At 58.1% G+C, this 26,190-nt stretch carries 23 protein-coding genes; 1 reads left to right on the top strand and 22 read right to left on the bottom strand.

The genetic code is table 11. The features are described 5' to 3' along the window. The first annotated feature begins 9 nt into the window (after positions 1-9). The gene (locus tag C2E25_RS04880; RefSeq protein ID WP_103114665.1) at positions 10-750 is read left to right on the top strand and encodes a glycosyltransferase family 25 protein; all 741 of its coding nucleotides are present in this window, start codon (positions 10-12) and stop codon (positions 748-750) included. A 64-nt stretch (positions 751-814) separates the two neighbouring features. On the opposite strand, the gene C2E25_RS04875 is transcribed toward C2E25_RS04880, so the two are convergent. The 22 genes from C2E25_RS04875 to C2E25_RS04770 form a co-directional block, all read right to left on the bottom strand. After that, complete coding sequence (locus C2E25_RS04875) at positions 815-1,930, bottom strand: glycosyltransferase family 4 protein (RefSeq protein ID WP_199177364.1); 1,116 nt, start codon at positions 1,928-1,930, stop codon at positions 815-817. After that, positions 1,927-2,823 carry an ELM1/GtrOC1 family putative glycosyltransferase gene (locus C2E25_RS04870; RefSeq protein ID WP_103114664.1) on the bottom strand — a complete coding sequence of 299 codons (897 nt, stop codon included), beginning with the start codon at positions 2,821-2,823 and terminating at the stop codon, positions 1,927-1,929. Before C2E25_RS04870 ends, C2E25_RS04875 begins: the two co-directional genes overlap by 4 nt. Next, positions 2,820-4,085 carry a tetraacyldisaccharide 4'-kinase gene (lpxK, locus tag C2E25_RS04865; protein WP_103114663.1) on the bottom strand — a complete coding sequence of 422 codons (1,266 nt, stop codon included), beginning with the start codon at positions 4,083-4,085 and terminating at the stop codon, positions 2,820-2,822. Before lpxK ends, C2E25_RS04870 begins: the two co-directional genes overlap by 4 nt. Beyond that, a complete protein-coding gene (locus C2E25_RS04860) occupies positions 4,082-5,374 on the bottom strand; it encodes a 3-deoxy-D-manno-octulosonic acid transferase (protein ID WP_158247125.1) in 1,293 nt (430 codons plus the stop codon). Before C2E25_RS04860 ends, lpxK begins: the two co-directional genes overlap by 4 nt. Beyond that, positions 5,358-6,050: a lysophospholipid acyltransferase family protein gene (locus C2E25_RS04855; RefSeq protein WP_103114661.1), complete on the bottom strand. Its 693-nt coding sequence runs from the start codon at positions 6,048-6,050 to the stop codon at positions 5,358-5,360. Before C2E25_RS04855 ends, C2E25_RS04860 begins: the two co-directional genes overlap by 17 nt. Further along, positions 6,034-7,719: an ABC transporter ATP-binding protein gene (locus C2E25_RS04850; protein ID WP_103114660.1), complete on the bottom strand. Its 1,686-nt coding sequence runs from the start codon at positions 7,717-7,719 to the stop codon at positions 6,034-6,036. Before C2E25_RS04850 ends, C2E25_RS04855 begins: the two co-directional genes overlap by 17 nt. Before the next feature lie 86 nt (positions 7,720-7,805). Further along, positions 7,806-8,963: a lipid-A-disaccharide synthase gene (gene lpxB / locus C2E25_RS04845; protein WP_146032893.1), complete on the bottom strand. Its 1,158-nt coding sequence runs from the start codon at positions 8,961-8,963 to the stop codon at positions 7,806-7,808. A gap of 19 nt (positions 8,964-8,982) precedes the next feature. Continuing rightward, complete coding sequence (lpxA, locus tag C2E25_RS04840) at positions 8,983-9,753, bottom strand: acyl-ACP--UDP-N-acetylglucosamine O-acyltransferase (RefSeq protein WP_103114658.1); 771 nt, start codon at positions 9,751-9,753, stop codon at positions 8,983-8,985. 4 nt (positions 9,754-9,757) lie between these two features. Continuing rightward, positions 9,758-10,198: a 3-hydroxyacyl-ACP dehydratase FabZ gene (fabZ, locus tag C2E25_RS04835; RefSeq protein ID WP_103114657.1), complete on the bottom strand. Its 441-nt coding sequence runs from the start codon at positions 10,196-10,198 to the stop codon at positions 9,758-9,760. Between the two features lie 3 nt (positions 10,199-10,201). Next, complete coding sequence (lpxD, locus tag C2E25_RS04830; RefSeq protein ID WP_103114656.1) at positions 10,202-11,233, bottom strand: UDP-3-O-(3-hydroxymyristoyl)glucosamine N-acyltransferase; 1,032 nt, start codon at positions 11,231-11,233, stop codon at positions 10,202-10,204. Between the two features lie 15 nt (positions 11,234-11,248). Further along, entirely contained in the window at positions 11,249-11,770 is a 522-nt protein-coding gene (locus tag C2E25_RS04825; protein WP_103114655.1) for an OmpH family outer membrane protein, read from the bottom strand. A 27-nt stretch (positions 11,771-11,797) separates the two neighbouring features. After that, a complete protein-coding gene (gene bamA, locus C2E25_RS04820) occupies positions 11,798-14,071 on the bottom strand; it encodes an outer membrane protein assembly factor BamA (protein ID WP_103114654.1) in 2,274 nt (757 codons plus the stop codon). 115 nt (positions 14,072-14,186) lie between these two features. Beyond that, entirely contained in the window at positions 14,187-14,852 is a 666-nt protein-coding gene (locus C2E25_RS04815) for an ABC transporter ATP-binding protein (RefSeq protein ID WP_103114653.1), read from the bottom strand. 162 nt (positions 14,853-15,014) lie between these two features. Further along, a complete protein-coding gene (locus C2E25_RS04810; RefSeq protein ID WP_103114652.1) occupies positions 15,015-16,265 on the bottom strand; it encodes a lipoprotein-releasing ABC transporter permease subunit in 1,251 nt (416 codons plus the stop codon). Positions 16,266-16,301: 36 nt separating this feature from the next. Continuing rightward, the gene (gene lysS, locus C2E25_RS04805; protein WP_103114651.1) at positions 16,302-17,786 is read right to left on the bottom strand and encodes a lysine--tRNA ligase; all 1,485 of its coding nucleotides are present in this window, start codon (positions 17,784-17,786) and stop codon (positions 16,302-16,304) included. 107 nt (positions 17,787-17,893) lie between these two features. Then, a protein-coding gene (prfB, locus tag C2E25_RS04800; protein WP_103114650.1) for a peptide chain release factor 2 occupies positions 17,894-18,992 on the bottom strand; the annotation gives its coding sequence in 2 pieces (ribosomal slippage) (positions 17,894-18,922 and positions 18,924-18,992; 1,098 coding nt in all). A gap of 121 nt (positions 18,993-19,113) precedes the next feature. Next, positions 19,114-20,652, bottom strand: coding sequence for an apolipoprotein N-acyltransferase (lnt, locus tag C2E25_RS04795; RefSeq protein WP_103114649.1), 1,539 nt, complete (start codon positions 20,650-20,652; stop codon positions 19,114-19,116). Between the two features lie 2 nt (positions 20,653-20,654). After that, on the bottom strand, positions 20,655-21,512 hold the full coding sequence (locus tag C2E25_RS04790; RefSeq protein ID WP_103114706.1) for a hemolysin family protein: 858 nt from the start codon (positions 21,510-21,512) through the stop codon (positions 20,655-20,657). 51 nt (positions 21,513-21,563) lie between these two features. After that, complete coding sequence (locus C2E25_RS04785; RefSeq protein ID WP_233189341.1) at positions 21,564-22,274, bottom strand: diacylglycerol kinase; 711 nt, start codon at positions 22,272-22,274, stop codon at positions 21,564-21,566. Then, positions 22,271-22,639, bottom strand: a complete 369-nt coding sequence (gene ybeY / locus C2E25_RS04780; RefSeq protein WP_332882131.1) for an rRNA maturation RNase YbeY — start codon at positions 22,637-22,639, stop codon at positions 22,271-22,273. The genes C2E25_RS04785 and ybeY overlap by 4 nt, the downstream gene beginning before the upstream one ends. Then, the gene (locus tag C2E25_RS04775) at positions 22,626-25,001 is read right to left on the bottom strand and encodes an HD family phosphohydrolase (protein ID WP_103114647.1); all 2,376 of its coding nucleotides are present in this window, start codon (positions 24,999-25,001) and stop codon (positions 22,626-22,628) included. Before C2E25_RS04775 ends, ybeY begins: the two co-directional genes overlap by 14 nt. Then, positions 24,998-26,002, bottom strand: coding sequence for a PhoH family protein (locus C2E25_RS04770; protein WP_233189339.1), 1,005 nt, complete (start codon positions 26,000-26,002; stop codon positions 24,998-25,000). The genes C2E25_RS04775 and C2E25_RS04770 overlap by 4 nt, the downstream gene beginning before the upstream one ends. Positions 26,003-26,190: the final 188 nt, after the last annotated feature.

Genomic DNA, 26,190 nt, shown 5'->3' with positions numbered 1-26,190 from the left:
AGGAAAACCATGAATTTTCATGCCTACGTCATCAACCTGGAACACGCGACCGCCCGCTGGGAACATATGCGCGAGCAGCTGGAGCATTCCACCATCCCCTACACCCGCATCGAGGGGGTCTACGGCGACCGGCTCAACGAACCGGTTGCGAATTATGACGAGCACCGTTACCAAGTCCGTACCGGCAAGGAAACCAACAAGCGGGAAATCGGCTGCTATTTCAGCCATATCAAGGCGATGCGGACCTTTCTGCAGTCCGACCTGCCCTACGCGCTGATCCTCGAAGATGACGTCAGCCTGCCGGAAAACATCATCCCGCTGCTGACCGAAGCGACAACGCACGGCGAGAACTGGGACATGCTGCGCCTGACATCCTCGCGGGAAGGCGACTTTCTCCCTTTCGCCCAGCTGAACGGATGCCACCAGTTGGCTTATAATCTGAAGGTGCTGAAAAACACCGGCGCCTATTTCCTCAACCGACATGCGGCCGAATGCTGCGTCAACGGAATGCTGCCGATGAGTCTTCCCTACGATGTCGCGCTGGACAGGGACTGGGATTTCGGCTTCAGGACCGCCTGCGTCGTCCCCTTTCCGATCAAACTGGAGGAGGAGTTTCCGGGGCAGATCCCGAAAGCCAGACGCATCCGGCTCTACCGGTCAACGACCTTCCACCTGTTTCATCTGCGGACGCTGCTTGAGCGGCGGCGGCATCGCCGGCGCTATTACCGGCAAGCTCAGGAAGATCAATGACTTGTGCTGTCCGCCGACAAGGAACTCACGGATTCAGGAGAATGACAAAAAATCATTCAACAGTTCAGCAGATCCCGTTTTCCCGTCTCACCGACAACTCGTTATAAACAGAGACCGTTTTTTCAACCATCAGATCAAGGTTGAAATTCGTCGCAACATACTGCCGCAGATCCCGGAAAGTCTGTCCGCGGGCCGCCTGGATTCGCTGACCGAGTTCGTCACAGTCTCCGGGAGCAAAAAGAAAACCGGTCCTGCCGTCCAGGACGATATCCAGCACTCCCCCATGAGCCGTCGCGATCACCGGCACCTCCATGGCCAGAGCTTCAGCTGCTGCCCGACCGAAACTTTCCGGTTTCTTTGAAGAGGAAACCACAACATCGCTCAAGGCATAGATTTCCGCGATCTTTTTCTGACTGCCGGTGAACAGCAGGTGTCCCGCCAATTGTTTATCCCCAGCCCGTCGCTTGAGGACTTCGAGGTAGGTCCGTTTATCCTCGCGGACACCACCGACAATCAACCCGAGGATATCAGGCATGTCCCTCCGCAGTCCGGCAATGGCGTCGATGAAGGTTTCAAAATCCTTCAGCTGGGTAATCCGCCCGACGGAGGTGACGACCCACCGGCCTTCGAGCCCATGGTCGGCCCGGAAACGGGCCATGAATTCCCGGTCAAGATTGTCGGGATTGAAGGACTCCAGATCCACCCCGCGCGGAATCACCACCAGTTTCGCATCGGGCACTCCGTAGTGCTGTTTGACATAATCCCTGATCGCCCCGCTGACGCAGATCACCTTGTCGCCGAAAGTCATCACCCGGCTGTAGGCATTGACACTGTTGAAGCCATGCACGGTGGTGACGAAGGGGATCCGCGGGGAACGATTGGCGAGCTGGCAGAGCCAGGCCGGAACCCGGCTGCGGGCGTGCAGGATATCGGGTCGCAGCTCCATCAGCAGGCGGCGCAGCCGGCGGATGCGCGCCGGCGCCGTCAGGGGGTTCTTGCTGCAGACATCCAGCCGGCAATAACGCCCGCCGTCTTGCTCGATGACCTCGGCCAGGCGGCCGCCGTTGCTGATCACGGTGCTGGAGATTCCCCGGGCGACAAGTTCGCGGCTCAACTCGACCGTTCCCCGCTCAACCCCTCCTTCGTTCAGTTCCGGCAACACCTGCACAACGTGTATCACAACACCCCCTTGAGCAACTGCTGAAGGTCAATCTTGTCGCGGCAATGACCGAGGGAGCCATCGAAGACATGCAACAGCCCCCTCTTCTCAAGGTGACTGATCATAGCGGCAATCTTGCTGTCCGGACGGCGATAATCGACCGGCAATATCTCCACGCAACCGTTCCCGAAACTGACCGCTTCGCTGACCATGGAGGTCGAGTCGCCGGTCAGAAAAACATGTTCACTGCAGGCGAGGTAATCGGGGATCGGGTTCTTTGGCGTCCGGGAATAAATCACCCGGTCGGCGAAATCGAACGTTTCCAGCATTCGTTCCACCTCGTCCGGAGTTCGCCGGGAGGTGGTCACCAGCTTGTCCGCCGCGGGAAAAAGGGCAAAGATCTCCTCGACCCGGACCTTCAGCGCCGCCGCGTCCAGACGGCAATGGCGACTGTTGCCGCCGATAATCAGGGAAATATAACGACGATCGGGTTCGGGACGGAAAACACCTTGAGGTGAAACGCGGCAAAGATTGATCGGCAGAGAGACCAAGTTGTCCCTGGACGGAGGGTTGTCATGCTCCTGGGCGAGGATGAGGTTGAAATCATAGCGAAACCCCCGCGGCAGCATGATCGCCACCGAACGGACCCGCAACTGCCGGGCAAGCACCTTGTTGGCGTAATAGGTCTCGGAACCGGCAGAGACAACCAGGTCGTAATGCCCGTCACAGGTCACCGGAGTAAACAGCGAAGAGGAATAGACACCGCAACGGTCAAACAGGTAGCCGAGGCCTTTGGCCAGTCTGCCGCGAGTCCGGACTTCGACCAGGTCATGATCACACCCTGACAGTTCGGCAAAAGCGAGGGACTGGTTGACATGTCCCGGTTTACCGTCGCTGAGAACCAGAGCCTTCATTCGCCGGGTGCAGATCCTCCGGGCAGGGATTGGGCTTCATCGATCAGCATCACCGGAATTTCGTCCCGAACCGGGAAGCTGAGCCGGCAATGATCGCAGAGAATCGCGGTCTGATCTTCGTTGCAGTGCACCTGGCCCTTGCATTGCGGGCAGGCGAGAATTTCGAGCAGATCTTTTGAAAGCGGCATGGTCTGACCATCATCCTTGTTCAGCAATCCTTCGAGCAGCCCCTCCAACCGTTCCTGTCCCGAAACAAACTCCATGCGCAACGGCACCTGGTAGCAGGGACGGGGCAGGTCAGTGTCAGCCAGTTTAACACCGTCCTTCTCGGTGGTGAGGAAAAAATCAATATTTTCAGCCAGTCCGGCAACCTGATCAAGAATCGCCGGAGAATAGTCACAATGGTCGGCAAAAGCCAGCGTCGTCTCCAGCCGAAACCCCAACTCGCGCAGCTGGTTGAAAAACGATTCAGAGTCGGCGATGCCGCAAAAGGCGGCGGCACGCCCCTGCAGGGCATTCACCGGAACCTTCTCACCACGCAGTTCGAGCAACGGGTCACCGGGGCAATGCCGGGCACGAACCGCGTCGTCAAGAGTGGCGGGAAGCTTCACTCCGGAATGCCAACGGGTGAGGATAACCAGGTCGGCCCGCTGCCGGGCACTGGCCGGTTCCCGCAGATAACCCGCCGGCAGAACCCGGCCGTTGGCAAACGGCCGCCGGGCGTCAAGCAACAGCAGGTCGAGATCACGCTGCAACCGCAGGTGCTGAAAACCATCATCGATCAGCAAAAGTTCGGCTTCATGCTCCCGGACCGCGCACTCGGCGCAACCGACCCGGTCGCTGCCGACCACGACCACCGCCTGCGGATGACGCGAGGCCAGCAGCCAGGGCTCGTCTCCCGCCTCGGTCGCCGAAACCAGGGGCCCGTTGCCGGCACAGACGGTCAACACCCCGTCGTGACGCCTCCCACCGTAACCTCGCGAAATAACAGCGGCACGCACCCCCTGGCGCTGTGCCCAGTCCAGCAGCCAGGCGACCATCGGCGTCTTGCCGGTTCCACCGGCCGCCAGGTTGCCCACGGAAACCACCGGCACCGGCGGCCGGTAAGAATGTAACCAGCCATTACGGAAGAACCACACCCGCGCTCTGCCGACCCATCCGTAGACCAGTGAGGCGGGGAGCAGCAGGGTAAACAGCAGGGTCTCAACCCCCTTCTCCGGCCCCTCGATGGCAAAGCGGCGATACCAGCGGGCAAACTTCATCCCCGCCGCTCCAGCAACACGGAAAGCAGTTCCAGGCTACGATCCGTGGCACCGGCATGGCGATCAAGCAGAGCTTTTCCCGCCCGCCCCATACGCTCCCTCTGCTCGGGGTGAGCCAGCATCTCGTTTAGTACCCGCACCAGGTCGGAAAGGTCGTTGACCTGCCGACCGCCTCGGGCGAACAGCACCAGTCGGGAAATTTCCCGGAAATTATTCATGTGCGGACCGAACAGCACGGGCTTCTGCAACAGAGACGCTTCGAGAATGTTATGCCCGCCGACCGGAACCAGGCTGCCGCCGACGAAAACAATGTCGGCGAGGTCATAAAACTTCAGCATTTCGCCCAGGGTATCACCGATCAGGATCGTCTCTGCGTCCAGGGGCAGGCCCTCGCACTGGCTGCGCAGTCGGGTCTGCAGACCGGACTGGGTGATCATCCCCGCCACCTCCGGGGTCCGCTCGGGATGCCGGGGCACCAGCATCAGGCGGAAACCGGGGTTCGTCTCCAGGCATGATCGATAGGCCTGCACCAGCAGCTCTTCTTCGCCGTCATGGGTACTGCCGGCCACCAGCAGAACCTGCTCGGGAGCCAGGCCGAGCAGGGTTCTGAAAAGATCCGTTTCGCCGGTTTCGAAAACCGGCGAACCCATGTCGAACTTGAGATTACCGGAAACACCGATCCGGTCACGCCCGGCGCCGAGGTCATGAATGCGTTCGGCGTCCAGCTCGGTCTGCATGGCATAGAGCTCGATGCAGTCGAGAATCGGCCGGAGCAACAGGCGGAAACGCTTGTAGCGCGGATAGGAACGATCGGATATCCGCCCGTTGACCAGCGCGACCGGAATACCCCGGCGATGGGCGAGGCGGACGAAATTGGGCCAGATTTCGGTTTCGACCAGCACGATCAGTTCGGGCCTGATCCGACCCAGAACCCGGCGGATGACAACAGAAATGTCAAAGGGGAAAAACAGGCAGAGATCGACGCAGTCCAGTTCAGCGGCGATGGCATGACCGGTTTCGGTGACATTGCTGAGTACGATGGCATGGTCGGGATGTGCCCGGCGCAGGCCTTCCAGCAGGGGGACGGCAGCGCGGGTTTCACCGACCGAGACCGCGTGGACCCAGATGACCTTGCGACCGTCGAGCGGCGCCAGGTGCCCGGCGGCGTATAAACCAAGTCGATCCCGGATACCGCGACGGCTTTTGCCATACTTCAAGCCGCGCAGCAGGTAATAGGGGATCAGGCCCAGGCCCGCCAGAATCAGCAGCAGGTCATACAGCAGATACACCACGTTCCTCCAGTCGTGAAACGGCCCGCGCCTCATTCTCCGCCATGGACCGGGCAAGCCGCTCACAGAAGGCTTCGGCCTGCTCGCCCGGTTGATGCCAGATCGGCGGACCGAAGGAAAAAACCCCGCGGGCGAACGGTGCCGGCAGCAGAAAACGGTCCCAGGAAGAAAACCGATGCCCGCGGCTGGTAACGTAAGCCATCGGGATCACCGGTCGGCCCGAGATCCTGGCCAATTGGGCAACGCCCGGCTTGACCTGGTGGCGGGGGCCGCGGGGACCGTCGGGGGTGAAAACCAGGTCAAACGGCTCGCGCATCAGTTTGACCATCTCCCGCAACGCGCGGCTGCCGCCCCGACTGGACGAACCGCGAACCGTTCCCTGGCCGAAAAGTTTCATCGTCCGGGCGATCAATTCGCCGTCCTGCGAGGAACTGATCAGGATCCTCGCGCCGCCACCATCCGCCACGCCCTTCCTGACATGCTGATAGCCCTTGACCATCAGCAGCAGTTGATCGTGCCAGAAAGAAATGATGATACGCTCTCCCCTGGCGAACTGCTCCCGGACATGGTCAACGCCCAGAAGCTCAGTTTTCTGGCTGGCGTGGATCAGGTTGATGGCTCCCCACCCCAGCACCGGAACGCAGGCCGCGGCCAGGCGCTCAGTCCAACGACCCATCAGTATCCTCTTTGAACTGCATGTCATGCAGTCGGCGGTACATGCCACCCCGCGCCAGCAGTTCCTCGTGGCTGCCGATTTCGCAGATGACTCCCTTGTCGAGCACGACGATGCGATCGGCATGTTTCACCGTCGAGAGCCGGTGGGCGATGACGATCGTCGTCCGGTTCTCCACCAGGTTGTTGAGCGCCTCCTGGACAATCGCCTCGCTTTCGGTATCCAGGGCGCTGGTCGCCTCGTCGAGAATCAGCACCGGCGCGTTCTGATAGACGGCACGGGCAATACTGATCCGTTGCCGCTGACCGCCGGACAGCCTGAGACCACGGTCACCGATTTCAGTCTGGTAGCCGTCGGGAAGCTCCTCGATAAACCCATCGGCATAGGCCTGGCGGGCGGCTTCCCGCACCCGGTCGAGAGAGCCCTCGGCGCTGCCGTAGCTGATGTTGTTGGCGATGGTGTCGTTGAAGAGAAAAGCCTCCTGGTCGACCATGGCCAGATTACGATGCAGGCTTTCGGCGCTGATCTCCCGCAGATCATGGCCGTCAAGCCGGATCGATCCTGAATCGGGATCAAAAAACCGCAGCAGCAACCCCATCAGGGTGGTTTTTCCCGAGCCACTCGGCCCGACCAGGGCCACCATTTCTCCCGGCTTGATCGTGAGCGACAGATCGCGGATAACCGGTTCCAGTGAAGCGGTGTCATAGCTGAAGCAGACATGCTCCAGCACCAGCTCACCCCGAACCCGGTCAAGCCGGACGGCGTTTTCCGCGTCGAGAATCTCCGGTTGCGCTTCAAACAGTTCGAACACCCGCTCGGCCGCCCCCATCGCCGACTGGAAGACATTGTTGACCCTGACCAGCCGCTTGACCGGTCCATACATCATCAGGATGGCGGCAACAATGGAAAACAACTGACCCTGGGTCATTTCTCCGGCCAGCACCCGGTTGAGCCCGTACCAGAGCACCCCGGCGACGCCGAGGGAGGTCAGCAGCTCGGTGACCGGAGACGACGCGGCATCATACTTGATGACCTTGCGCCAGAAATTGTAATAGGAGCGATTCTTGTCGAAGAAGCGTCGAACCTGGTCCTTTTCGGTCCCGAAGGACTTGATCACCTTGATGCCGGAAAAGGCCTGTTCAAGCGCCGTAGTCAGAACCGCGATCGCGCCCTGACTCTTCTTCACGTAAGCCTTGATGCGCCTCGCCAGCAGCGCCGCCGGCAGGGCCGTTGCCGGCAGCGCGGTGAAAGCGATCAGGGCCATTTTCCAGTCGGTATAAAAAGCCAGCCCGACCAGCACCACCAGGGTAAAGCTCTCCCGCAGGATGATCACCAGGACATCACCGAGAAAAGCCTGCAGCATGCCGATATCATTGAGTACCCGCGACATGATACTGCCGGTCCCGTTGCTGGAATGAAACCGCATCGACAGGGACATCAGGTGCTTGAAGACCTGGTTGCGCAGATCCTGGATCGCCAGCTGCCCGGCGGTCAGGATATAATACTGCTGAACATACCGGGACAACCCCTTGAACGCCGCCAGGCCGATCACAATCAACGGAACAAGCTGAATCAGGTCACGGTCCCCGGCGATGATCAGCTTGTCGATAAACGGCTGAACAAGCTTCGCCATGGCGCCGTCGGTCGACGCCACGCCGAGAGACGCGAGCATGGACAGCAGGATTCTCCTGCGGTAGGGCCACGCATAAGACCAGACCCGCCTGGAAAGATTCTTTATCTGCCTGGAATCATCCACGATCAATACACCATCTCTTTCAACAAAGCGGCAACCTTCCGGGAACACCCCGGCTCACCGAGCAGCCTGCGCACCTCGGCCAGATCATTTATCATCGCGTCACGACAGGAACCGTCCGACAGCAGCCGTTTAAGCTCGGCGAGCAGATTCTCGACATTCGCCTCGTCCTGAAGATATTCCGCGACAACCTGTCTGCCGGCAACGATGTTCGGCAGGCTTACATAGGGTATTCTGATCAACCTTCGGGCCAGGGCATAGGTCAGGGAGGAGGCCTTGTAAATGACCGTCATCGGGATACCGGCCAGGGCCACCTGCAGGGTAACAGTCCCCGAAACAGACAAGATGGCGGAACAGATTCCGGCAACCGAATAGATATCCTCCCGACAGATCATCAGATCCGGAAAAGCCGGGGTCAATTTCTCCCGTAACAGGTCTTCACTCAGAGACGGTGCCAGCGGAACAACGAACTGCAGTTCGGGACGCTCGTCTTTGAGAGCCCGCGCGGCTTCAACCATGGTCGGCCAGCAGTAGCGGATTTCACTCCGTCGACTGCCGGGCAACAGCCCCACGATCGGCCGTTGCGGATCAAACCCGAGCCGTCCACCGAGACCCGCGTCCCGGACGGATCCGGAAAACTCGTCCAGCAGGGGGTTGCCGACATAGGCAGTACGGATTCCGGCTGCGTTGAACAGCTCTTCCTCAAAAGGAAAGATCACGGCCAGCTGATCGATACACCGGGCCATGGTCTTCATCCGGCCGGGCCGTGAAGCCCAGACCTTGGGAGCGATGTAGTAGAGGACCGGCACCCCGGCCCGCCTGGCGGCACGGGCGAGCTTGAGGTTCATCCCCGGATAATCGACAAGCACCAGCAGGTCGGGACGCTCATCGCCTCCCGGCTGCATCATCCGGCAGAGATCGCGATAAACCCTGCGGATGGCCGGCAGACGTCCCAGCACCTCCACAACGCCCATGACCGAAAGCGATTCCATGGGAATACGGATATCGCACCCCGCAGCCCGCATCCAGTCTCCGCCGACCCCGAAAAAGGATAGCCCGGGAGCAAGCTCCCGGGCTGCCCGGATAAGATTGGCGGCATGCAGATCGCCGGAGGCTTCGCCGGCTACAATCAGCACTCGACGGTGCTCTGTCCGTTGCGTCATCACCGAAACCGGGACCTGCTCAGCGCGCGATACCGCGCTCACCCCGTTTCAGAAAATCAACCAGAACACTCAGTTCCGGTCCGTCTTCGAGTTCCTCCTCAATACGGCTGATCGCGGCTTCAAGACGCAGGTCACTGCGAAAAACCAGCTTATACGCCGCCTTGAGAGTTGCCAGCGCCTGATCCGAGAACCCGCGCCGCTTGAGACCGATCAGGTTCAGACCGACAATTTTGGCCCGGTCACCCTGGGCGATAGCGTAGGGGACAATATCCTGGGTGATCATCGATCCACCGCTGATCATGGCGTGCGCCCCGACCCTGGTGAACTGGTGGACAGCGGACAGCCCGCCGAATATGGCGAAATCCTCGACCAGCACGTGCCCGGCCAGGGTCGCGGCGTTGGCGAGGATCACATGGTTGCCGACCTGACAATCGTGGGCGACATGAGAGTAGGCCATAAACAGGCAGTCATCACCGATCCGGGTTTCTCCGCCACCGTCAGCGGTGCCGCGGTGCAGAGTGGCAAACTCGCGAATACGGTTGCGGTCACCGATGCGCAGCCAGGAAACTTCCCCGCCGAATTTCAGGTCCTGCGGTTCGGCGCCGACCGAAGCAAACTGGTAGATATGGTTGTCCCGACCGATTTCCGTATAGTCGTCGATGACCGCGTGGGCACCGATTTTCGTCCCTGAACCGATGCGGACATGTTCCCCGATGACGGCGAAAGGCCCGACCTGAACTTTCTCGCCCAGCTCCGCCTGGGGATGGATCTGTGCCGTGGCATGGATCATGGTTTCATCCTTCCCGGTCAGCAAAGGTTGCCTTCAGTTCCGCTTCGGCGACCACTTTGCCGTCCACCAGTGCCTTGCCGGCAAAAGTGTAGATCCCCCTGCGAACACCGACCATTTCCAATTCAATACGCAGGCTGTCTCCGGGGACCACCGGCCGTCTGAACTTGGCCTTGTCGATGCCGACGAAGTAGGTCACCTTGTCCTCCCCGACCTCGTCACTGACCAGGGCGTAGACCCCGCCGACCTGGGCCATGGCTTCAATGATCAACACCCCAGGCATGATCGGGTGCCCGGGAAAATGCCCCTGGAAAAAGGGTTCATTGATGGTGACATTTTTCAGCCCGACAATCCTCTTCCCCGGCTCCACGGAAAGAATCCGATCCACCAGCAGAAAGGGATAACGATGCGGCAGCATAGCCATAATCTTTTTATAATCGAGAACCATCCTTCAAGACTCCTTCAACAACGCCTTCAGCTCATCAACCTGACGCTTAAGACGGGAAATTTCTTTTCTCATTTCAGGCAGTTTCGGCAGTGTCATGGACAGCTTCAGCCACTCCCGGTGAGGGATGGCCGGGGCACCGGAAATCACCTGGTTTCCCTCGGTATGACTGGCTACGCCGCCACGCCCGGCAACGGTGACGTTGTCACCGATACGAATATGGCCGGCGGTCCCGGACTGGCCGCCGAAGGTGCAGTGTCGACCGATGACGGTACTGCCGGAAATGCCGGACTGGGCCGCCATGACGGTATGCGGCCCGACATCGACATTGTGTCCGATCTGAACCTGGTTGTCGAGCTTGCACCCGGTGCCGATACGGGTCACGCCGAGTGCGGCCCGGTCGACACAGGCGCAGGCTCCTATTTCAACATCGTCTTCGATGACAACGATGCCGACTTGGGGAATTTTCTCATACCGTTCACCGTCCGGAGCGAAACCGAAACCATCGGAGCCGATCACGGCATTGGGCTGCAGGATGACACGGTTGCCGATCCGGCAATCCTCGCGAACCACGCACCCGGCCTGGATCAGGCAATCGTCGCCGATTGTCGCTCCCGGATAGATGACCACGTTGGGGTGCAGGACGGTACCACGGCCTATCCGTACCCCCCGACCGACATGACAACCGGGATGAATGCTCACATTCTCACCGAGCGAAGCTTCAGGGTCGACAAAAGCCCCGGGCATAATGCCGAGCGGGGACGGGTTCGCGGGCTGCAGACATTGGAGAACCCGGGCGAAGGCCAGGTAGGGGTTCGGACAGACCAACTGGGCGAGGGGCAGGTTCTCCCGCTCCTTGTCCAGAATGACAGCGGAGGCCCTGGTTTCGCCGAGACGATTTGCGTACCCGGCCCTGGTGACGAAAACGATATCTCCCGGCTCGGCCTCCTCGAAGGTCGTCAGACGGTTGATCTCCAGTTGAGGGTCTCCGACCACCCGACCGCCGACAAGGTCAGCCAGTTCCTGCAGGCATGGCATCCGGCTTCTCCCGAGTCACTTCTTCATGGACTGATTGTAACGCTTGATCACCTGGTCGGTCAGGTCGATTTTCTCATCGGCGTAAACCAGGGAGCTCTCATTTTTTTCAAAAATGGCGGTATAACCCTTTTCAGCACCAAACTTCTCAACAACCTTGATGATCTCATCGAGAATCTTGCGCGTATAATCATTGTCCTTCATGCGCAATTCATCCCGGACATCCTTGGTAAAACGCTGCAGTTCCTTGAGTTTCTGTTGGTATTCACGCTGTTTCCTGGAACGGGCTTCTTCTGAAAGGAGCAACGCCTGTTTTTCAAGTTCTTCCTTGGCCTTTTTCAAATCCTCCTGTTGCCGGTCAATCTGGACCTCATACTCCTTCACCTTCTTGGCAATTTTTTCCTTGGCCACCTTGCCGCTGTCGGATTCATTGAGAACTTTCTGCAGGTCGATGTAACCGATCTTCACATCTGCCGCCGCGTAGTTCACTCCACCCAGCAGCAACGCAAAAATCGCCAGAACCATCATGATCCGTTTCATAACAATCTCCTTTAAATGAACTTGAAATTAAAAGTACTTACCCATGGTAAAATCAAACCGGCTTTGCTGTTCACCATCTATGGGGTCGAGATTATACCCCCATTCGAGACGCAACGGTCCCATGGGACTCGTCCAGCGAATTCCGGCACCCGTACTGTAGCGCATGCCGGAAAAATAATCTTCGTTGGCATCCCAGGCATTGCCGATGTCAAAAAAGACGACACCTTTGAATTTGACTTCCTTGATCAAGGGAAAAATATATTCAAAATTGGCAAAAGCTTCCTTGTCCCCACCAACATAATCGTAAGCCCCGGGAATCGGGGTTCCGGTACTGTCCTTCAGCTGAACCCGGGGACCGACTTCCCGCCAGTCAAAACCCCGGATGCTGGAAAGTCCGCCGAGGAAGAATTTCTCATCGACCGGCAGAGTTTTGCCGCCAATCGCCCCCAGGTAACCAATCTGCCCGTGAATGACAAAATAGGTTTCCCATTTGAAGGGGAAAAAGTGCCGATGCTGCAGAATCAGTTTGGCATACTGCTCACTGCCGCCCCACCCTGCCAGTTCCGAGGAAAATTCGGTCAGATAACCCCGCGTGGGATCAAGTCGGTAATCTGTGCGATCGCGGGTAATCTTGGTTGAAAGCGAAGAGATGGTGGAACGACCCAGGGATTCCTGGATTTCAAAAGCGGCGGCGGGGTCAACATTGGTGATATCTTTCTGTTCATAACGATAAATGAACAGGGCGCTGTTGTCCTCTCCGAACTGGAAGCCGAGCTTGATATCCCCCCCGATCGAGGCCCGGTCATATTCGCTGTATTCGTACTTGGTTTTGAAAAGGTCTCCGCCCAGCGCGAACCGGGTATCAAGAAAATGAGGGTCCAGCAGACCGACATTATAGGTCGTGGTCCGTCCGCCGAAGGAACCGCTGAGATTCAGCTTGAGAGCGAGCCCGAGAAAATTATCCTGACTGACCGACCCCTGCGCAATCAACCCGTCGATCGAGGAGTAACCGGCTCCGATACTGAAATTTCCTGTCGGTCGCTCCTTGACCTGAATATCGATATCCATCAATTGTTCGTTGGCGGTCTTGTTCGTCGACACTTCGACTTCCTCGAAAAAACCCAGGTTGTTGATCCGTCTCCGACTGGCTTTTATTTTGGTCGAGCTGAAAAGCTCCCCTTCGGCAAGCTGAACCTCACGTCGAATAACCTTGTCCCGGGTCTTGGTGTTGCCGGCGATATGGATTCGATTGATACGAACCAGGGGACCTTTTTCGATATCGAACTTGAGATCGACCAGTCTGCGTTCAGTGTCCAGCTGGGTCAGGGGGGCGACATTGACGTAGGCATACCCCTGGTCGGCATAGGCATCATTCAACTTGAGAACATCCTTGCGCAGAACATTCCGCTTGAAGATATCACCGGGCTTCGTCTTCAGTTCCGCGAGCAGGTCAGCCTTGGGTTTGATCAGGTCACCGGCAATATCCAGCTTCCCGACCCGGAACTGGTCACCCTCCTCGATCTGAATATAGATATCGACATATTTACGATCTTCGCTGATAAGGATGACCGGTTTCCTGACCTTGACCTGAAGATAGCCGATATTGAAATACTGGTCAGCGATCAGTTCGAGATCGTTCTGCAGCACATCCTCCAGGAACGTTCCGCGACCGGTCAGCCAGGAGAGCCACCAGCGTTCCTTGGTTTCCATGATCTTGCGGAGCTTACTGTCGGGGATCACCTCGTTGCCGTCAAAAAGGATATTGTCAACCAGAACCTTGTCGCCTTCCTTGATCTTGAAGGTGACAACCGCTTCGGCCCGGTCATTGATCTGCACCTCGGGTTCGATCTCGATGCCGTAGAACCCCTCCTTGAAATACTCCTTTTTCATCGCCTTGACGCTCTCGTCGACCACCCGGGGTTCATAGATGTCAGGGGTCTTCAGAGCCACCAGGTTTTCAAGCTTGGCATCATCGAATTCATCATTGCCCTCGAACAGAACCTTCCGCACCAGCGGGCGTTCCTTGAGGTGATAGACCAGGATCTTGGCGCCGTTCTGATCAATGATCTCGGCACTGATGTCCTCGAACCGACCCAGCTTGTAGATGGCCTGGATATCCCGGTCGATCTGTTCACTGGTCACCTTCTGCCCCGGCTTGACGGACAGCAGCGGCAGGATGGCCTCCTTCTCAACTCTCCGGTTCCCATCGACGGTAACATCGTCAATCCTGTAGACCTGGCTCCAGGCCGGAGAGGCAACACATATGAGCAGCGCAACGACGGCGCAAATGAATTTAAACATGGAACCTGGTTCTCCGGAATTGAGATTGTCCCCGAATCGGCAGCGAATTCACAGATCCGCGCTGCCCACAAAATGGGTCATTATAGGAAACGGCCCCGAGGGGTGTAAACCCTTTTCACACCGAAATTTCCCCATCTTCAATATGCACGATACGATCAAGACGCTGCGCGAGCCGGCTGCTGTGCGTTACGATAACCATGGTCAGGTTATGCCGTTCATGCAGTTCATTGAGGAGACGGAAGATCCCGTCACTGGTTTTCGAATCAAGGTTTCCCGTGGGCTCGTCGGCCAGCAGCACCTCCGGCGCCATCACCAGGGCCCTGGCAATCGCAACGCGCTGCTGTTCTCCGCCTGACAGCTGCCCGGGCTTGTGTCCAAGGCGATGGGCCAGTCCAACCTCTTCAAGCAGGGCCCGCGCCGCAACAATGCCGTCACTGCGCGAAGCACCGCCGATCAGGGCCGGCATCATCACATTTTCCAGGGCGTCGAATTCAGGCAGCAGCTGATGAAACTGAAAAACAAAGCCGACGGTGCGATTGCGGAACGCGTCAAGCGCCGTCCCGCGCAGCCGGTAGAGATCCTGCCCGGAGAAATGGACCGTTCCCGAAGTGGGACGATCAAGACCGCCGAGAATATGCATCAGGGTGGTCTTGCCGGCACCCGATGAACCGACCACGGCGAGGCGTTCACCCCGTCCGACCCGCATATCGATACCGCGCAGAACTTCAACCACGCCGTCATCGGTACGGTATTCTTTTTTCAGTCCGCCAACCTCAATCATTGCACCCGCCTGTCAGGGTATTGAAAAAGTCGCGTTCCCCGGGCTGAGCAAAAATGCCCAGATGCAAGGCGTCCGTACCCCCGCGGAATAAGGCGTACCGAAAGGTACGTCGTTGACGCGGGGGAAGGACAACGCAGCAGATGGACGTTTTTCCTCAGCCCGCTATTCATAGCGCAGGGCCTCGGCCGGATCCATCCTTGCCGCCTGCCAGGCCGGGTAGATGGTCGCCAGCAGGCAGATGGTCAATGCCACGCCGACCACCGCCATCACATCCCCGCTGTTGACCACGGAAGGGAAATGATCCATGCCGTAAACCGACTGGTCAAAAATCTTCACTCCCAGGGTTCGCTCCAGCCACTTGATGATCGGATCGGCATTCTTGGCCAGCACGACTCCCAGAGCTGCCCCGAGACCGGTTCCGAGGACACCGATCACCAGTCCCTCGAACAGGAAAATTTTCATGATGCTGCGCGACGTGGCGCCCATTGAACGCAGGATCGCGATATCCTTGCTCTTTTCCATCACCACCATGATCAGGGTGGTGGCAATATTGAAGGCGGCAACCAGCACGATGATGCCGAGGACAATAAACAATCCGAGTTTTTCCAGTTTCAGGGCCGAGAGAAACGAGCCGAACATATCCTCCCAGGAGCGAACCACGTAGGGGAAATGGTATTCACCACGCAGTTGTGCGGCAACCGGGCGGGCCTGGCCAAAGCCGTCAACCTCGACTTCAATACCGCTGACCTGACCTTCACTGTCGAAAAAGGACTGTGCCTGCGCCATGTCGATATAGGCGTAGAAAGTGTCAAGAAACCCGCCGCCCTGCCGGAAAATGCCGACGATGCGAAAGGGCTTCATCTTGGGGATCATACCGAACGGCGTGATGGTGAACATCGGCGGAATGACATTCACCGAATCGCCGATGGCCACACCGAGGCTGGTGGCGGTATCGAGTCCGATCACGATGCCGGGCAACTTTCCGTTTCGTTCGAAAAGCAGCTCACTGACCGGTTTATGGTCGATACTGAGAAATTTCTGGTTGAGAATCTTGTGCCCCGGTTCAATCCCCTTGACATTGACCGCGGCCACATTCCGGTGCGACAGCAGCATCGCCTCCTTGGCGACAAAGGGCGCAACCGACGTAACATGAGGAGAGGTCCGGACCTGTTTTATGATCTGCTGATAATCACTCAGACCGCCGCCCTGGCGTTGAATCAGCACATGCGGAATGTTGCCGAGAATCTGCTGGCGGACACCGTCATGAAAACCGGTCATGACCGCCAGGACCACGATCAGCGCTGCAACCCCCAAGGTCACCCCGGCAATCGAAATGAAGGAGATGATCGAGATAAAGGTCTGTTTACGTTTGGCCCGCAGGTAGCGCAGGCTGACAAACCATTCGTAGGCCATGGCGATAAAAAAGAAGGTCAGGCGCGGAACGCCCGCCTACCTGGTTTCCTTGCGTAATAGGGGGAACAGGATGACGTCCCGGATCGAGGCGGCATCCGTCAGCAGCATCACCAGCCGATCAATGCCGATTCCCTCCCCGGCCGTCGGCGGCAGTCCGTATTCGAGGGCCCGCACATAGTCTTCATCCATGGCGTGAGCTTCTTCATCCCCCGCTTCCTTCTCCTGCAACTGTTTCTCGAATCGCTGCTTCTGGTCAATCGGGTCATTCAACTCGGAAAAAGCGTTGGCCAGCTCCCGACCGACAACGAACAGCTCAAAACGATCGACAACATCGGGGTTGTCGTCGTTTTTACGCGACAACGGCGAAATCTCGGTCGGATATTCAGTGATGAAGGTCGGCTGCCAGAGATTCGGTTCGACAACCTCGTCGAAGATTTCGGCCAACAGCTTGCCATGCCCGATCGGCCCATCGAATTCAAGACCGCATTTTGCCGCGTAGGCCAGGCACTGGTCATGATCATTCAGGACCTCAAGACTGACATCGCCATACTTGCAGATCGATTCACGGACCGTGAGCCGGTCCCAGGGGGGCGTCAGATCGACGTCCCGGCCCCCATAGGAGATCTTCAGTCCCCCGCAGATCGTTTCAGCCAAGTGGCAGATCAACTCCTCGGTCATGTCCATCAGGTCATGATAGGTGGCGAAGGCCTGATAAAACTCCATCATGGTGAATTCGGGATTATGCTGGATGGAGATGCCTTCGTTGCGGAAGTTACGATTGATTTCAAAAACCCGTTCAAAGCCGCCGACCACCAGCCGCTTCAGGTAGAGTTCAGGGGCGATGCGCAGGAAAAGGTCCATATTCAACGCATTGTGATGCGTCACGAAAGGTTTCGCCGTTGCCCCGCCGGCGATCGGCTGCATCATCGGCGTTTCGACTTCAAGAAATTCCCGGTCAACCATAAACTGGCGGATCAGGGCAATGATCCGGCTGCGGTTGCGGAAATTCTCCTTGACTTCAGCATTGACCATCAGGTCGAGATAACGCTGACGATAGCGGGTTTCGACATCCGTCAGACCGTGCCATTTCTCCGGCAACGGCAACAGAGACTTGGTCAGCAGCTGCAACGAAGAAGCCCGCAGGGAAAGTTCGCCGGTTTTGGTCCGGAAAGGTCGACCGACGACACCGACAATGTCTCCGAGATCGAGTTTGCGGAAGAGTTCGAAGTTTTCCTCCCCCAGGCCGGCCTTGTTGACATAGACCTGCAGACGGCCGCTACGGTCCTGGATCTGGATGAAAGCCGCCTTGCCGAAATCGCGCCGCGCCATGATCCGGCCGCCGACAGCATAGTCAATCGACTTCTCCTCCAGCACCTCGGCCGTGTCTTCGGCATGCAAAGCGGCAATATCGGCCGCCGTGTGACTGACCTCGAAACCGTTGGCGTAGGGGTTGACCCCGGCGGCCCTCAATTCTTCAACTTTCGCCAGCCGCTGGCCGCGAATATCGCCTGTCTCTTCCATCGTCTGAACTGCCTTTCAATAACGTTTTATACAAGCCAGCGAGTTTATACGTCCGCCCCTAACAAGTCAAGAAAATCAACTGTTTTCGGCATGATTCGGACATTCACTCAGGCCTTCTGACTGAGCAGGTAAGCTTCGATGAACTTGTCGAGATCACCATCGAGAACCGCATCGGTATTGCCAACCTCGTAATTGGTCCGATGATCCTTGACCATCCGGTAGGGGTGCAGCACGTAGGAACGGATCTGACTGCCCCAGGCGATCTCTTTTTTGTCTCCCGCCAGGGCGGCGGCCTCTTCTTCCTTTTTCCGCAATTCCATTTCGAACAGTCGGGCCTTGAGCTGTTTCAGGGCAATCGCGCGATTCTTGTGCTGAGAACGTTCGTTCTGGCAGGCAACGACGATTCCGGTCGGAACATGGGTGATGCGGATCGCCGAATCGGTCTTGTTGATATGCTGCCCGCCGGCGCCGCTGGCCCGGAAGGTATCAACCTTGAGATCCTTCTCCTGGATGTCAACTTCGACTTCATCGGTCAGTTCCGGAAAGACAAAGACCGAGCAGAAGGACGTGTGGCGGCGGGCGTTGGAGTCATAAGGAGAGATCCGTACCAGGCGATGGATGCCCTTCTCCGCCCGCAGCCAGCCGTAGGCATAGTCCCCCTCGACGGTGAAGGTTACCCCCTTGACACCGGCCTCTTCGCCCGGCTGGTAATCGGTGATTTCAGTCTTGAAACCGCGCCGTTCGCAGAAGCGCAGGAACATGCGCAGCACCATTTCCGCCCAGTCCTGGGCCTCGGTGCCGCCGGCGCCGGCATTGATGCTGACGATGGCGTTGTTGGCGTCATATTCGCCGCTGAGCATGCGGGCGAACTCCATCTGTCCGACTTTTTTTTCGAGGTCCGGCAGCAGCCCGCGAATTTCGTCCCGAGTCGCCTCGTCTTCCCCCTCTTCACCCAGCTCGCAGAGAATCAGCAGGTCATCGAGTTCCCGGCTGCATTCCTGCCAGGTTTCGACCGTCTTCTGCAATCCGTTGCGCTCCCTGAGGATCTCCTGGGCCTGCTCGCCGCGGTCCCAGAAATCGGGTTGGGCCATCTCGGCGTCGAGTTCCAGCAATCTTTCCTGCTTGCTGTCGACGTCAAAGATACCTCCTCAGCTCGACGAGCTTTTCCTTCAGATTCTGCAGTTGTTCTTTTTCTTCACGAAACATGAATAACCTCGCACAATGTGGCCGGCAGGACAGGCACCGTCCAAAGATGACAATTTCCCGGCGGGAGGCGCGATTATAGCTCCCCTCCGTTCCGGGAGCAAGCACCGTAAACCGGAATCCTTCATTCCCCGGAAAGCTGCCCCCGGAAACGGCGGCAGGGTCGCAGCCGGGCGGCAAATCCAAGCAGGACCGCGACCAGCAGGCAGCCCTGCGGAAGCAGATCGCCGATCCGTCGATAGAGAGACGCCCCGGCACCGGGATAAACCTTCCCGACCAGCAGGGCCGGTTTAAAGAGGGGGGTCTGCTGCCTGATCTCGCCCAGCGGGGAGATCAGAGCAGAGATACCGGTGTTGGCGGCACGGGCGATCCAGATCCGGTTTTCCACGGCACGCACGGCACTCATCTCCAGCAGCTGCCAGGGCGCCGAAGAACGGCCGAACCAGGCGTCGTTGGTGATATTGACCAGCAGGTCGCTGCCGCTGTTGACGTAATCACGGGCCAGCTCCGGAAAGATCGCCTCGTAACAGACCAGCACGCCGAGCCGGTGTCCGTTCATGACCAGCGGCTCGACCCGTCCCGGTGAAAAATCACCGATTCCGACCACCAGTTTGTCAATAAAAGGGAAAAGCCACTTCAGGGGAACGTATTCACCAAAGGGAACCAGATGCACCTTGTCACTGCGCCCGAGCTGTCTGCCGTCCGCATTCAACAGATAGGCGCTGTTGAGGTAACGCACCTTTCCTTCCTGGCGCAGGTAGGCCGGACTGCCGAAGAGAAGAAAACCTTTGAGTCTGCCGGCCACCTGCAGAACTTCACGTTGTTCCTGCCCCGGTTCCTGAAAATAGAAGGGTACGGCACTCTCGGGCCAGATCACCAGGTCGGCACCCGCGGCAGCGGCCCTGGCGGTTAATTCCCGGTAGGTCCGCAGTGTCCACTGCCGGAAGGCGGGATCCCACTTGACCGCCTGGTCAATGTTGCCCTGCGCCAGACCGATGGTCAGGGGTTTTCCGGCAACCGGCCGCTGATCCAGCCTCCATCCTCCGTAACAGAGCGCGGCGATCACCAGCACTGCGGTCAGGCCGGCAGCAAATAACGGTTTGCGCCGTTCTCCCTTTCCAGCCCGCACCAGTCCCGCCAGCGACGCATTGGCCAGCACCAGCAGGAAACTGAGGCCGTAAACACCGAACAGGTCGGCACTTTGCAACAGCGTGGTGAAAGGCTGCTGGGAATAGCCGAGCAGGGCCCAGGGAAAACCGCTCAGCAGATGACCTCTCAGGTACTCAAGACCGGTCCAGAGCAGCGGCAGACTGAACACATGCGGGAGCCCCAACCGTTCCCGCAACTTGCAGCTTCCCCACCAGGCCAGTCCCCAGTAGAGGGACAGGTAGGTGACCAGCAGCAGGTAGGCCGCCAGCGAGAGGAGAGGTTCCAACCGGCCATAGGTGGTCATGACAATATTCAGCCAGTAAAGAACCAGAGCGAAAAAGCCGCAGCCTGCCAGCCAGCCGTTGCGGAAGGGACGCCGTTCCCCGGTCAACAACAACGGCAGCAGACCGAACCAGGCGAAAACAAACCAGGACGGTCGAGGGAAGGCAAATGCCGACACCAGACCGGATGCCAGGGCGCAAAGGGTATCCCGGCGGGGAAAACGCAGCACCATGATCAGGCCTCGTCCTCGTCCTGCCCGGTGACAACCAGTCGAACCTTGCTGATCCGACGTTCATCAGCCTCAAGAACCGTCATCTGCAATCCGGCATCCTCGATCGTTTCACCGACCACCGGGACATGGCCGAAAAGATGGCAGAGATAACCGCCAAGAGTATCGATCTCCTCATTGTCGGTCAGTGACCGATCGAGATGTTCCTCAAGTTCGGACAGGCTGAGGCGGGCGTCAACCAGATAGCTGTCCGGCCCCTCGACGGAGAAAAGGCTCTCCTCCAGATCATATTCATCCTGGATATCGCCGACGATCTCCTCGATCAGATCCTCTATGGTGATCAGCCCCGAAGTGCCGCCGAACTCATCGACGGCAATCGCCATGTGTATGCGCCGGCTCTTGAAATCCTTGAGCAGTTCTTCGATTTTCTTGGTTTCCGGGACAAAGAACGGGGCCCGCATCTGCTGGCGGATGCTCAACCCGTCCGGGGCCCTTCCCCAGTAACGTAACAGGTCCTTGGCATAGATGACGCCGACAATACGGTCCGTGGTCCCTTCGAAAATCGGAAAACGGGAGTGCCCGGAACGGATGATGATCTGCAGCAGATCTTCCATGCCGGCGTCGACCGGACAACAGACCATATCAGTTCGCGGCACCATCACCTCGCGCACGATGGTTTCACCGAATTCAAAAATCGAAGCGAGCATTTCGCCCTCTTCTTCATTGATGATCCCGTCCTCTTCCGATTCTTCGATAATCGCCTGCAGGTCCTCCTCTGAAAGAGCCCGACGGCGCCCGCCGAAAAGCCGTCGCCAACCGGAAAAGAAAGATTTTTTCTGTTCTGATGGTTGTTCCTCGTCCAAACGATCCTCCGTTTTTTCCAAACCCTTGAATCCGTGAACCCAATGACCGGTTCAGAAGACCAGGTGGATCAGAAGCGTTATCGTCACACCGATGGCGGCGCCGACCAGAACTTCACGCAGGCTGTGAATCTTCATCAGCAGGCGGCTGTGGCTGACCATGGTCGCCAGCAAAAGCGCCATCACCACGATGACCAAACTGACATCGGTGACGGCAATCGAGGTCGCGATCGAAAACGCGACCGCCGCGTGACCGCTCGGCATGCCGCCATGCAGCGGGGTACCACCGGCAAAACGGGCCTTGAGCAGAACCACCAGGATCGTCACCGCGAGCACGGCGATAACACTCACTTCGCCGGGAGGATGACGCAACAGGTTCAGTCCCTTGCTCAACGGAGGCAACAGGTACTGGGAAAGCGCCAGGTAACCCATCACCGCCGCGCCGATACTGGCAATCAGCACCGATCCGGCGGCGACATCCTTGGCACGCTTGGCCAGGGGATGGTAATCGGGGGAGATCATATCGACCACCACCTCGACGGCGGTATTGATGATCTCGGCAAACAGCACCAGGATGATGGCAAAAACCAGCAGGATCAGTTCCAGCACCGAAACCCGGAAAAACAGCGCCACCAGCAGCACGCAGATACTGCCGAGAAAGTGCCAGCGCAGGTGCGGCTGGCTTCTGACCGCCCAGAGGATGCCTTCAATGGCGCAGTTGACGCTCTCCAGCCAGTTGCCCGGCTTGATCGGCTGCCGGTTCACGTCGGCAGGAATTCCGCTTTGATCAGGGCGAAAATTTCCTGCTCGCGTTCCTCCATGCGCCGGGCCTCCTCTTCGCCGCTGCGTTCATGGTCGTAACCGACCAGGTGCAGAATGCCATGCAGCAGCAGAAAATAGAGTTCATCGCGATAGCCGATCCCGGCTTCGACCGCGTCACGGGCCGCTGTTTCGGTTGAAATAACCACGTCGCCGAGCAGATCAGCGCTGTTTTCGGGGCCATCCCCTTCGCGCATGGCGAAGGAAATAACATTGGTCGGCCGGTCACGCTGCAGGTAGTCACGGTTGATCTCGCGGATGAGCTCATCGTCAACCAGCAGAATGGACAATTCGGCGTCAGGACATGCCAAGACGCTTAAGATCCTCTGCGCTACCTTTTCGAGCATGACCGGATCGGTCTGCTGATTCCTGGCCTGATTCTCTATCTGAATGGTCGCCATTTTTTTTCTTCGTCTGGTCCTTTTCCTTGTGAACCGGCTCGGGATAATCAATACGATAGTGGAAAATTCCCGCCAGGATGCGGTTGAAGCTCTTGGCGATATTGTGCAGGTCTTTCAGCGTCAGTTCACACTCATCAAGCTGGCCGTCGATAAAGATATTGTTGATGATCTTCTGCACCATTCCCTGGATACGGGCCGGGGTCGGGTCGGCCAGAGTCCTGCCGGCGGCCTCGACCGCGTCGGCCAGCATGATCAGGGCCGCTTCACGGGTCTGCGGTTTGGGTCCGGGGTAGCGGTAATCCCGTTCATCGACCTGCTGCACATCGGGATCCTGTTGATTTTTGGCCTTGTCATAGAAGAACTTCATCAGCGCCGTGCCGTGATGCTGGCGGAGGATATCGATCAGGGCATCACCCAGCCGGTTCTCACGCGCCAGCTCGACGCCGTCCTTGACATGCGCCATCAGCACCAGGGCACTCATCGACGGCGTCAGCTTGTCATGCCGGTTTTCACTGCCACTCTGGTTTTCAACAAAATAAAGCGGTTTTTTGATCTTGCCGATATCATGATAGTAAGCCGCCACCCTGGCCAGCAGCGGATTGGCGCGAATCGCTTCGGCACCGGCTTCGGCAAGATTGCCGACGACGATCGAATGATGATAGGTCCCCGGCGCCTGGACCATCAGCTGTCTCAGCACCGGGGTGTTGAGATTGGCCAGCTCCAGCAGCTTGATGTCGGTCGTGTACTTGAAGACGGTTTCAACCAGGGGCACCGCGGCGGTGACGACGATCGCCGAGAAAATTCCGCCGCCGAAAGCGAAACCAAGCTTGTAGAGCAGTTGCAGATCAAGCTGCTGCCCCCCCAGCAGATGCAGCCCGACCACGGTCGCCATGTTGATCAGTGAGAGGTGCCAGCCTGCCCGATAAAGCGTCGAGCGTTCGTTGCAGTGGCGCACCCAGTGCGCGCCGGTCAACGAACCGACCAGGGTGAAAAGGGACAGGAAAAGGCTGTTGCCGAACATGAATCCGACGACCAGCGCGATCAGGGCCGCGAAAACCAGCGCGATTTCCGAGTTGAGGACAATCCGCACCACCATCGCGCCGGCGGCAAACGGAAAGAGATAGAAAAAACTGCTCGATTCGATCATCGGAAACGCGGTATCGACCGCGGCTACGATAAAAATCGAGAGCTTGATCAGCACCATCAGGCCGATGAAGGTTGTCACCAGGAAAAAGAGGTCTCGTGATTTCAACCGGTATTTGCTGATGTTGCGGTCCGCGTAATTGTTGCAGACGATCAACAGCAGGAAGATCGTCAACAACAGGCCGGTTGCCAGAGGCAGGCGTCCCTGGTCCTTGTTCAGGGCCCGCACCGCAGTCAGCTTTTTGACCTGGTCGGCGCTGACCCTGGCACCCTCGCGGACAATCATCTCCCCCTTCTTGACCTGGGAAAGAATCGGCTGAACCGCTTCAGCGGCAAGCCGCTTGCGTTCCTCGGTGGCATTCTTGTTAAAGGTCAGGTTCGGCCGGGCCAACCGACCGAGCAGGTCAGCCAGAACCTTGCCATTGCTCTTCTTGAGACCGGCAACACCCTTCACGGCGGCAAGAATCCGGTTACGCAGTTCTCCGACCCCGACCACGGTGGTCAGATCCGCCAGCTCTGTTTCACTGTTGCTGACCAGGTTGCGAACCGTCACCCCGCGGTTGCGATCCTGCTGAAAAAGGCGCAGATTGGCAACCGCCTTGGTCTTGAGAGCCTTGACCAGCCCCTGCTGCAGAGCGGCATGGATTTCTTCCTGCGACGCCAATGCCACCAGGGTCTTGAATTCCTTCTCCCCAAGATTGACCCCGAGAATTTTTTCAACCTCGGGCTGCAGGTTGCCGGGAGCCAGGTTATCCTGCGGGCCCTCCTTTAAAAGGGTAAAAACCTGACCAAGACGATCCGCCAGTCCCCGTCCGACAGAGGGATCATAATCATACAGCGGCAACACCGCCTGCTGCGCCTCGCGGCGTTTCTTTTCGGTCAGTTCGAGATCCGGGATCAACAGATCCCGCGGCGCCTTGATGTCCCGCGATGCGATATCACCCGGTGCATAATGAGCCGGCGCCCCCCCACCCTTGGGAATGATAATCAGGGTCAGCAGCAGGGCGAGAATCGCCAGCAGGACCAGCGACTGGTTGTGCGACGGAACACCCTGCAGGGTGGCGGACACGCCATGGTCGCGCGTCTTCTTCCTCACCGGTGATTCCGGTTTGCGTTCCGGATTGCTCATGGTGAACCTTGTTTCATCCCGGGCTGTGCCCGTTTTGGCAGTTTTGAGGCCCGCTCGTAGGCCTGCACGATGGTCTGCACGATCGGATGCCGGACCACATCCTGGTCGGAGAAGGTCATGATTTCGATGCCCTGAACGCCCCTGAGAATCTGAATCGCCTCAAGCAATCCCGACGCACGCCCGGAGGGCAGGTCGATCTGAGTGATATCGCCGGTCACAACAGCCTTGCTGCCGAATCCAAGACGGGTCAGAAACATTTTCATCTGTTCCGTGGTGGTATTCTGCGCCTCGTCGAGGATAACAAAAGCATTATTGAGAGTGCGACCGCGCATGAACGCCAGGGGAGCAACCTCGACGATTCCTTCCTCGACCAGTTCCTGTCCGTGGGTCAGATCGACCATGTCGTACAGCGCGTCATACAGCGGCCGCAGGTAGGGATTGACTTTCTCGGCGATATCTCCCGGCAGAAAACCGAGTTTCTCCCCCGCCTCCACCGCCGGCCGCACCAGCAGAATACGGCTGACTTCCTTGCGCATCAGGGCGGCAACAGCCATCGCCATCGCCAGGTAGGTCTTGCCGGTTCCGGCCGGTCCGACACCAAAAACCACATCATACTCACGGATGGCGTCAATATAATTTTTCTGCGCCAGGCTTTTCGGCGTGATGATCTTCTTGCGCGCCGAAACATAGATGGTATCGAGGAAAATATCCTTCAACCGGGTGCGGGAATCGGCAGACAGAATGCGGATAGCATAATCGATATCCTGCGGATAAAGGGGATACCCCTGACGGAGCAGGTCGGTCAGTTCCTCGAACAACCGCTGCGCCAGTTCAATCCGACAGCGCTCTCCGCGGAAATGAAGAATCGTTCCTTTTGAGCCGATCCGCAGGTCCAGCAGTCGTTCCACCAGTTTAAGATGACAATTCTGACGTCCGAACAGACGTGCAGCCAACTCGGGATCAGGCGCTTCAAAACGATTGGAGCGATCACTTTCGTTCAAGTAAAACCACCTTTGACGACAGTCGGAACCAGGGTCCGCCGGCGACTGAGGGCCGTCACCGGCCAAGAGACAAATAAATATCATTCCGGGTTCAGAAAAGCAACGCTGTTGCCTGTCCTCCGGCGGCAGGAAAAACCCTTCCCAAATCAAATCCTTATGATATAAATAGGACCGGCTGTTTCGGCCCA

Origin of the sequence: Geothermobacter hydrogeniphilus (assembly GCF_002898515.1) — a bacterium.
GTDB lineage: Bacteria > Desulfobacterota > Desulfuromonadia > Desulfuromonadales > Geothermobacteraceae > Geothermobacter_A.
The sequence above is the reverse complement of the archived record's forward strand: the minus strand, read 5'-3'. Positions and strand labels throughout refer to the sequence as shown.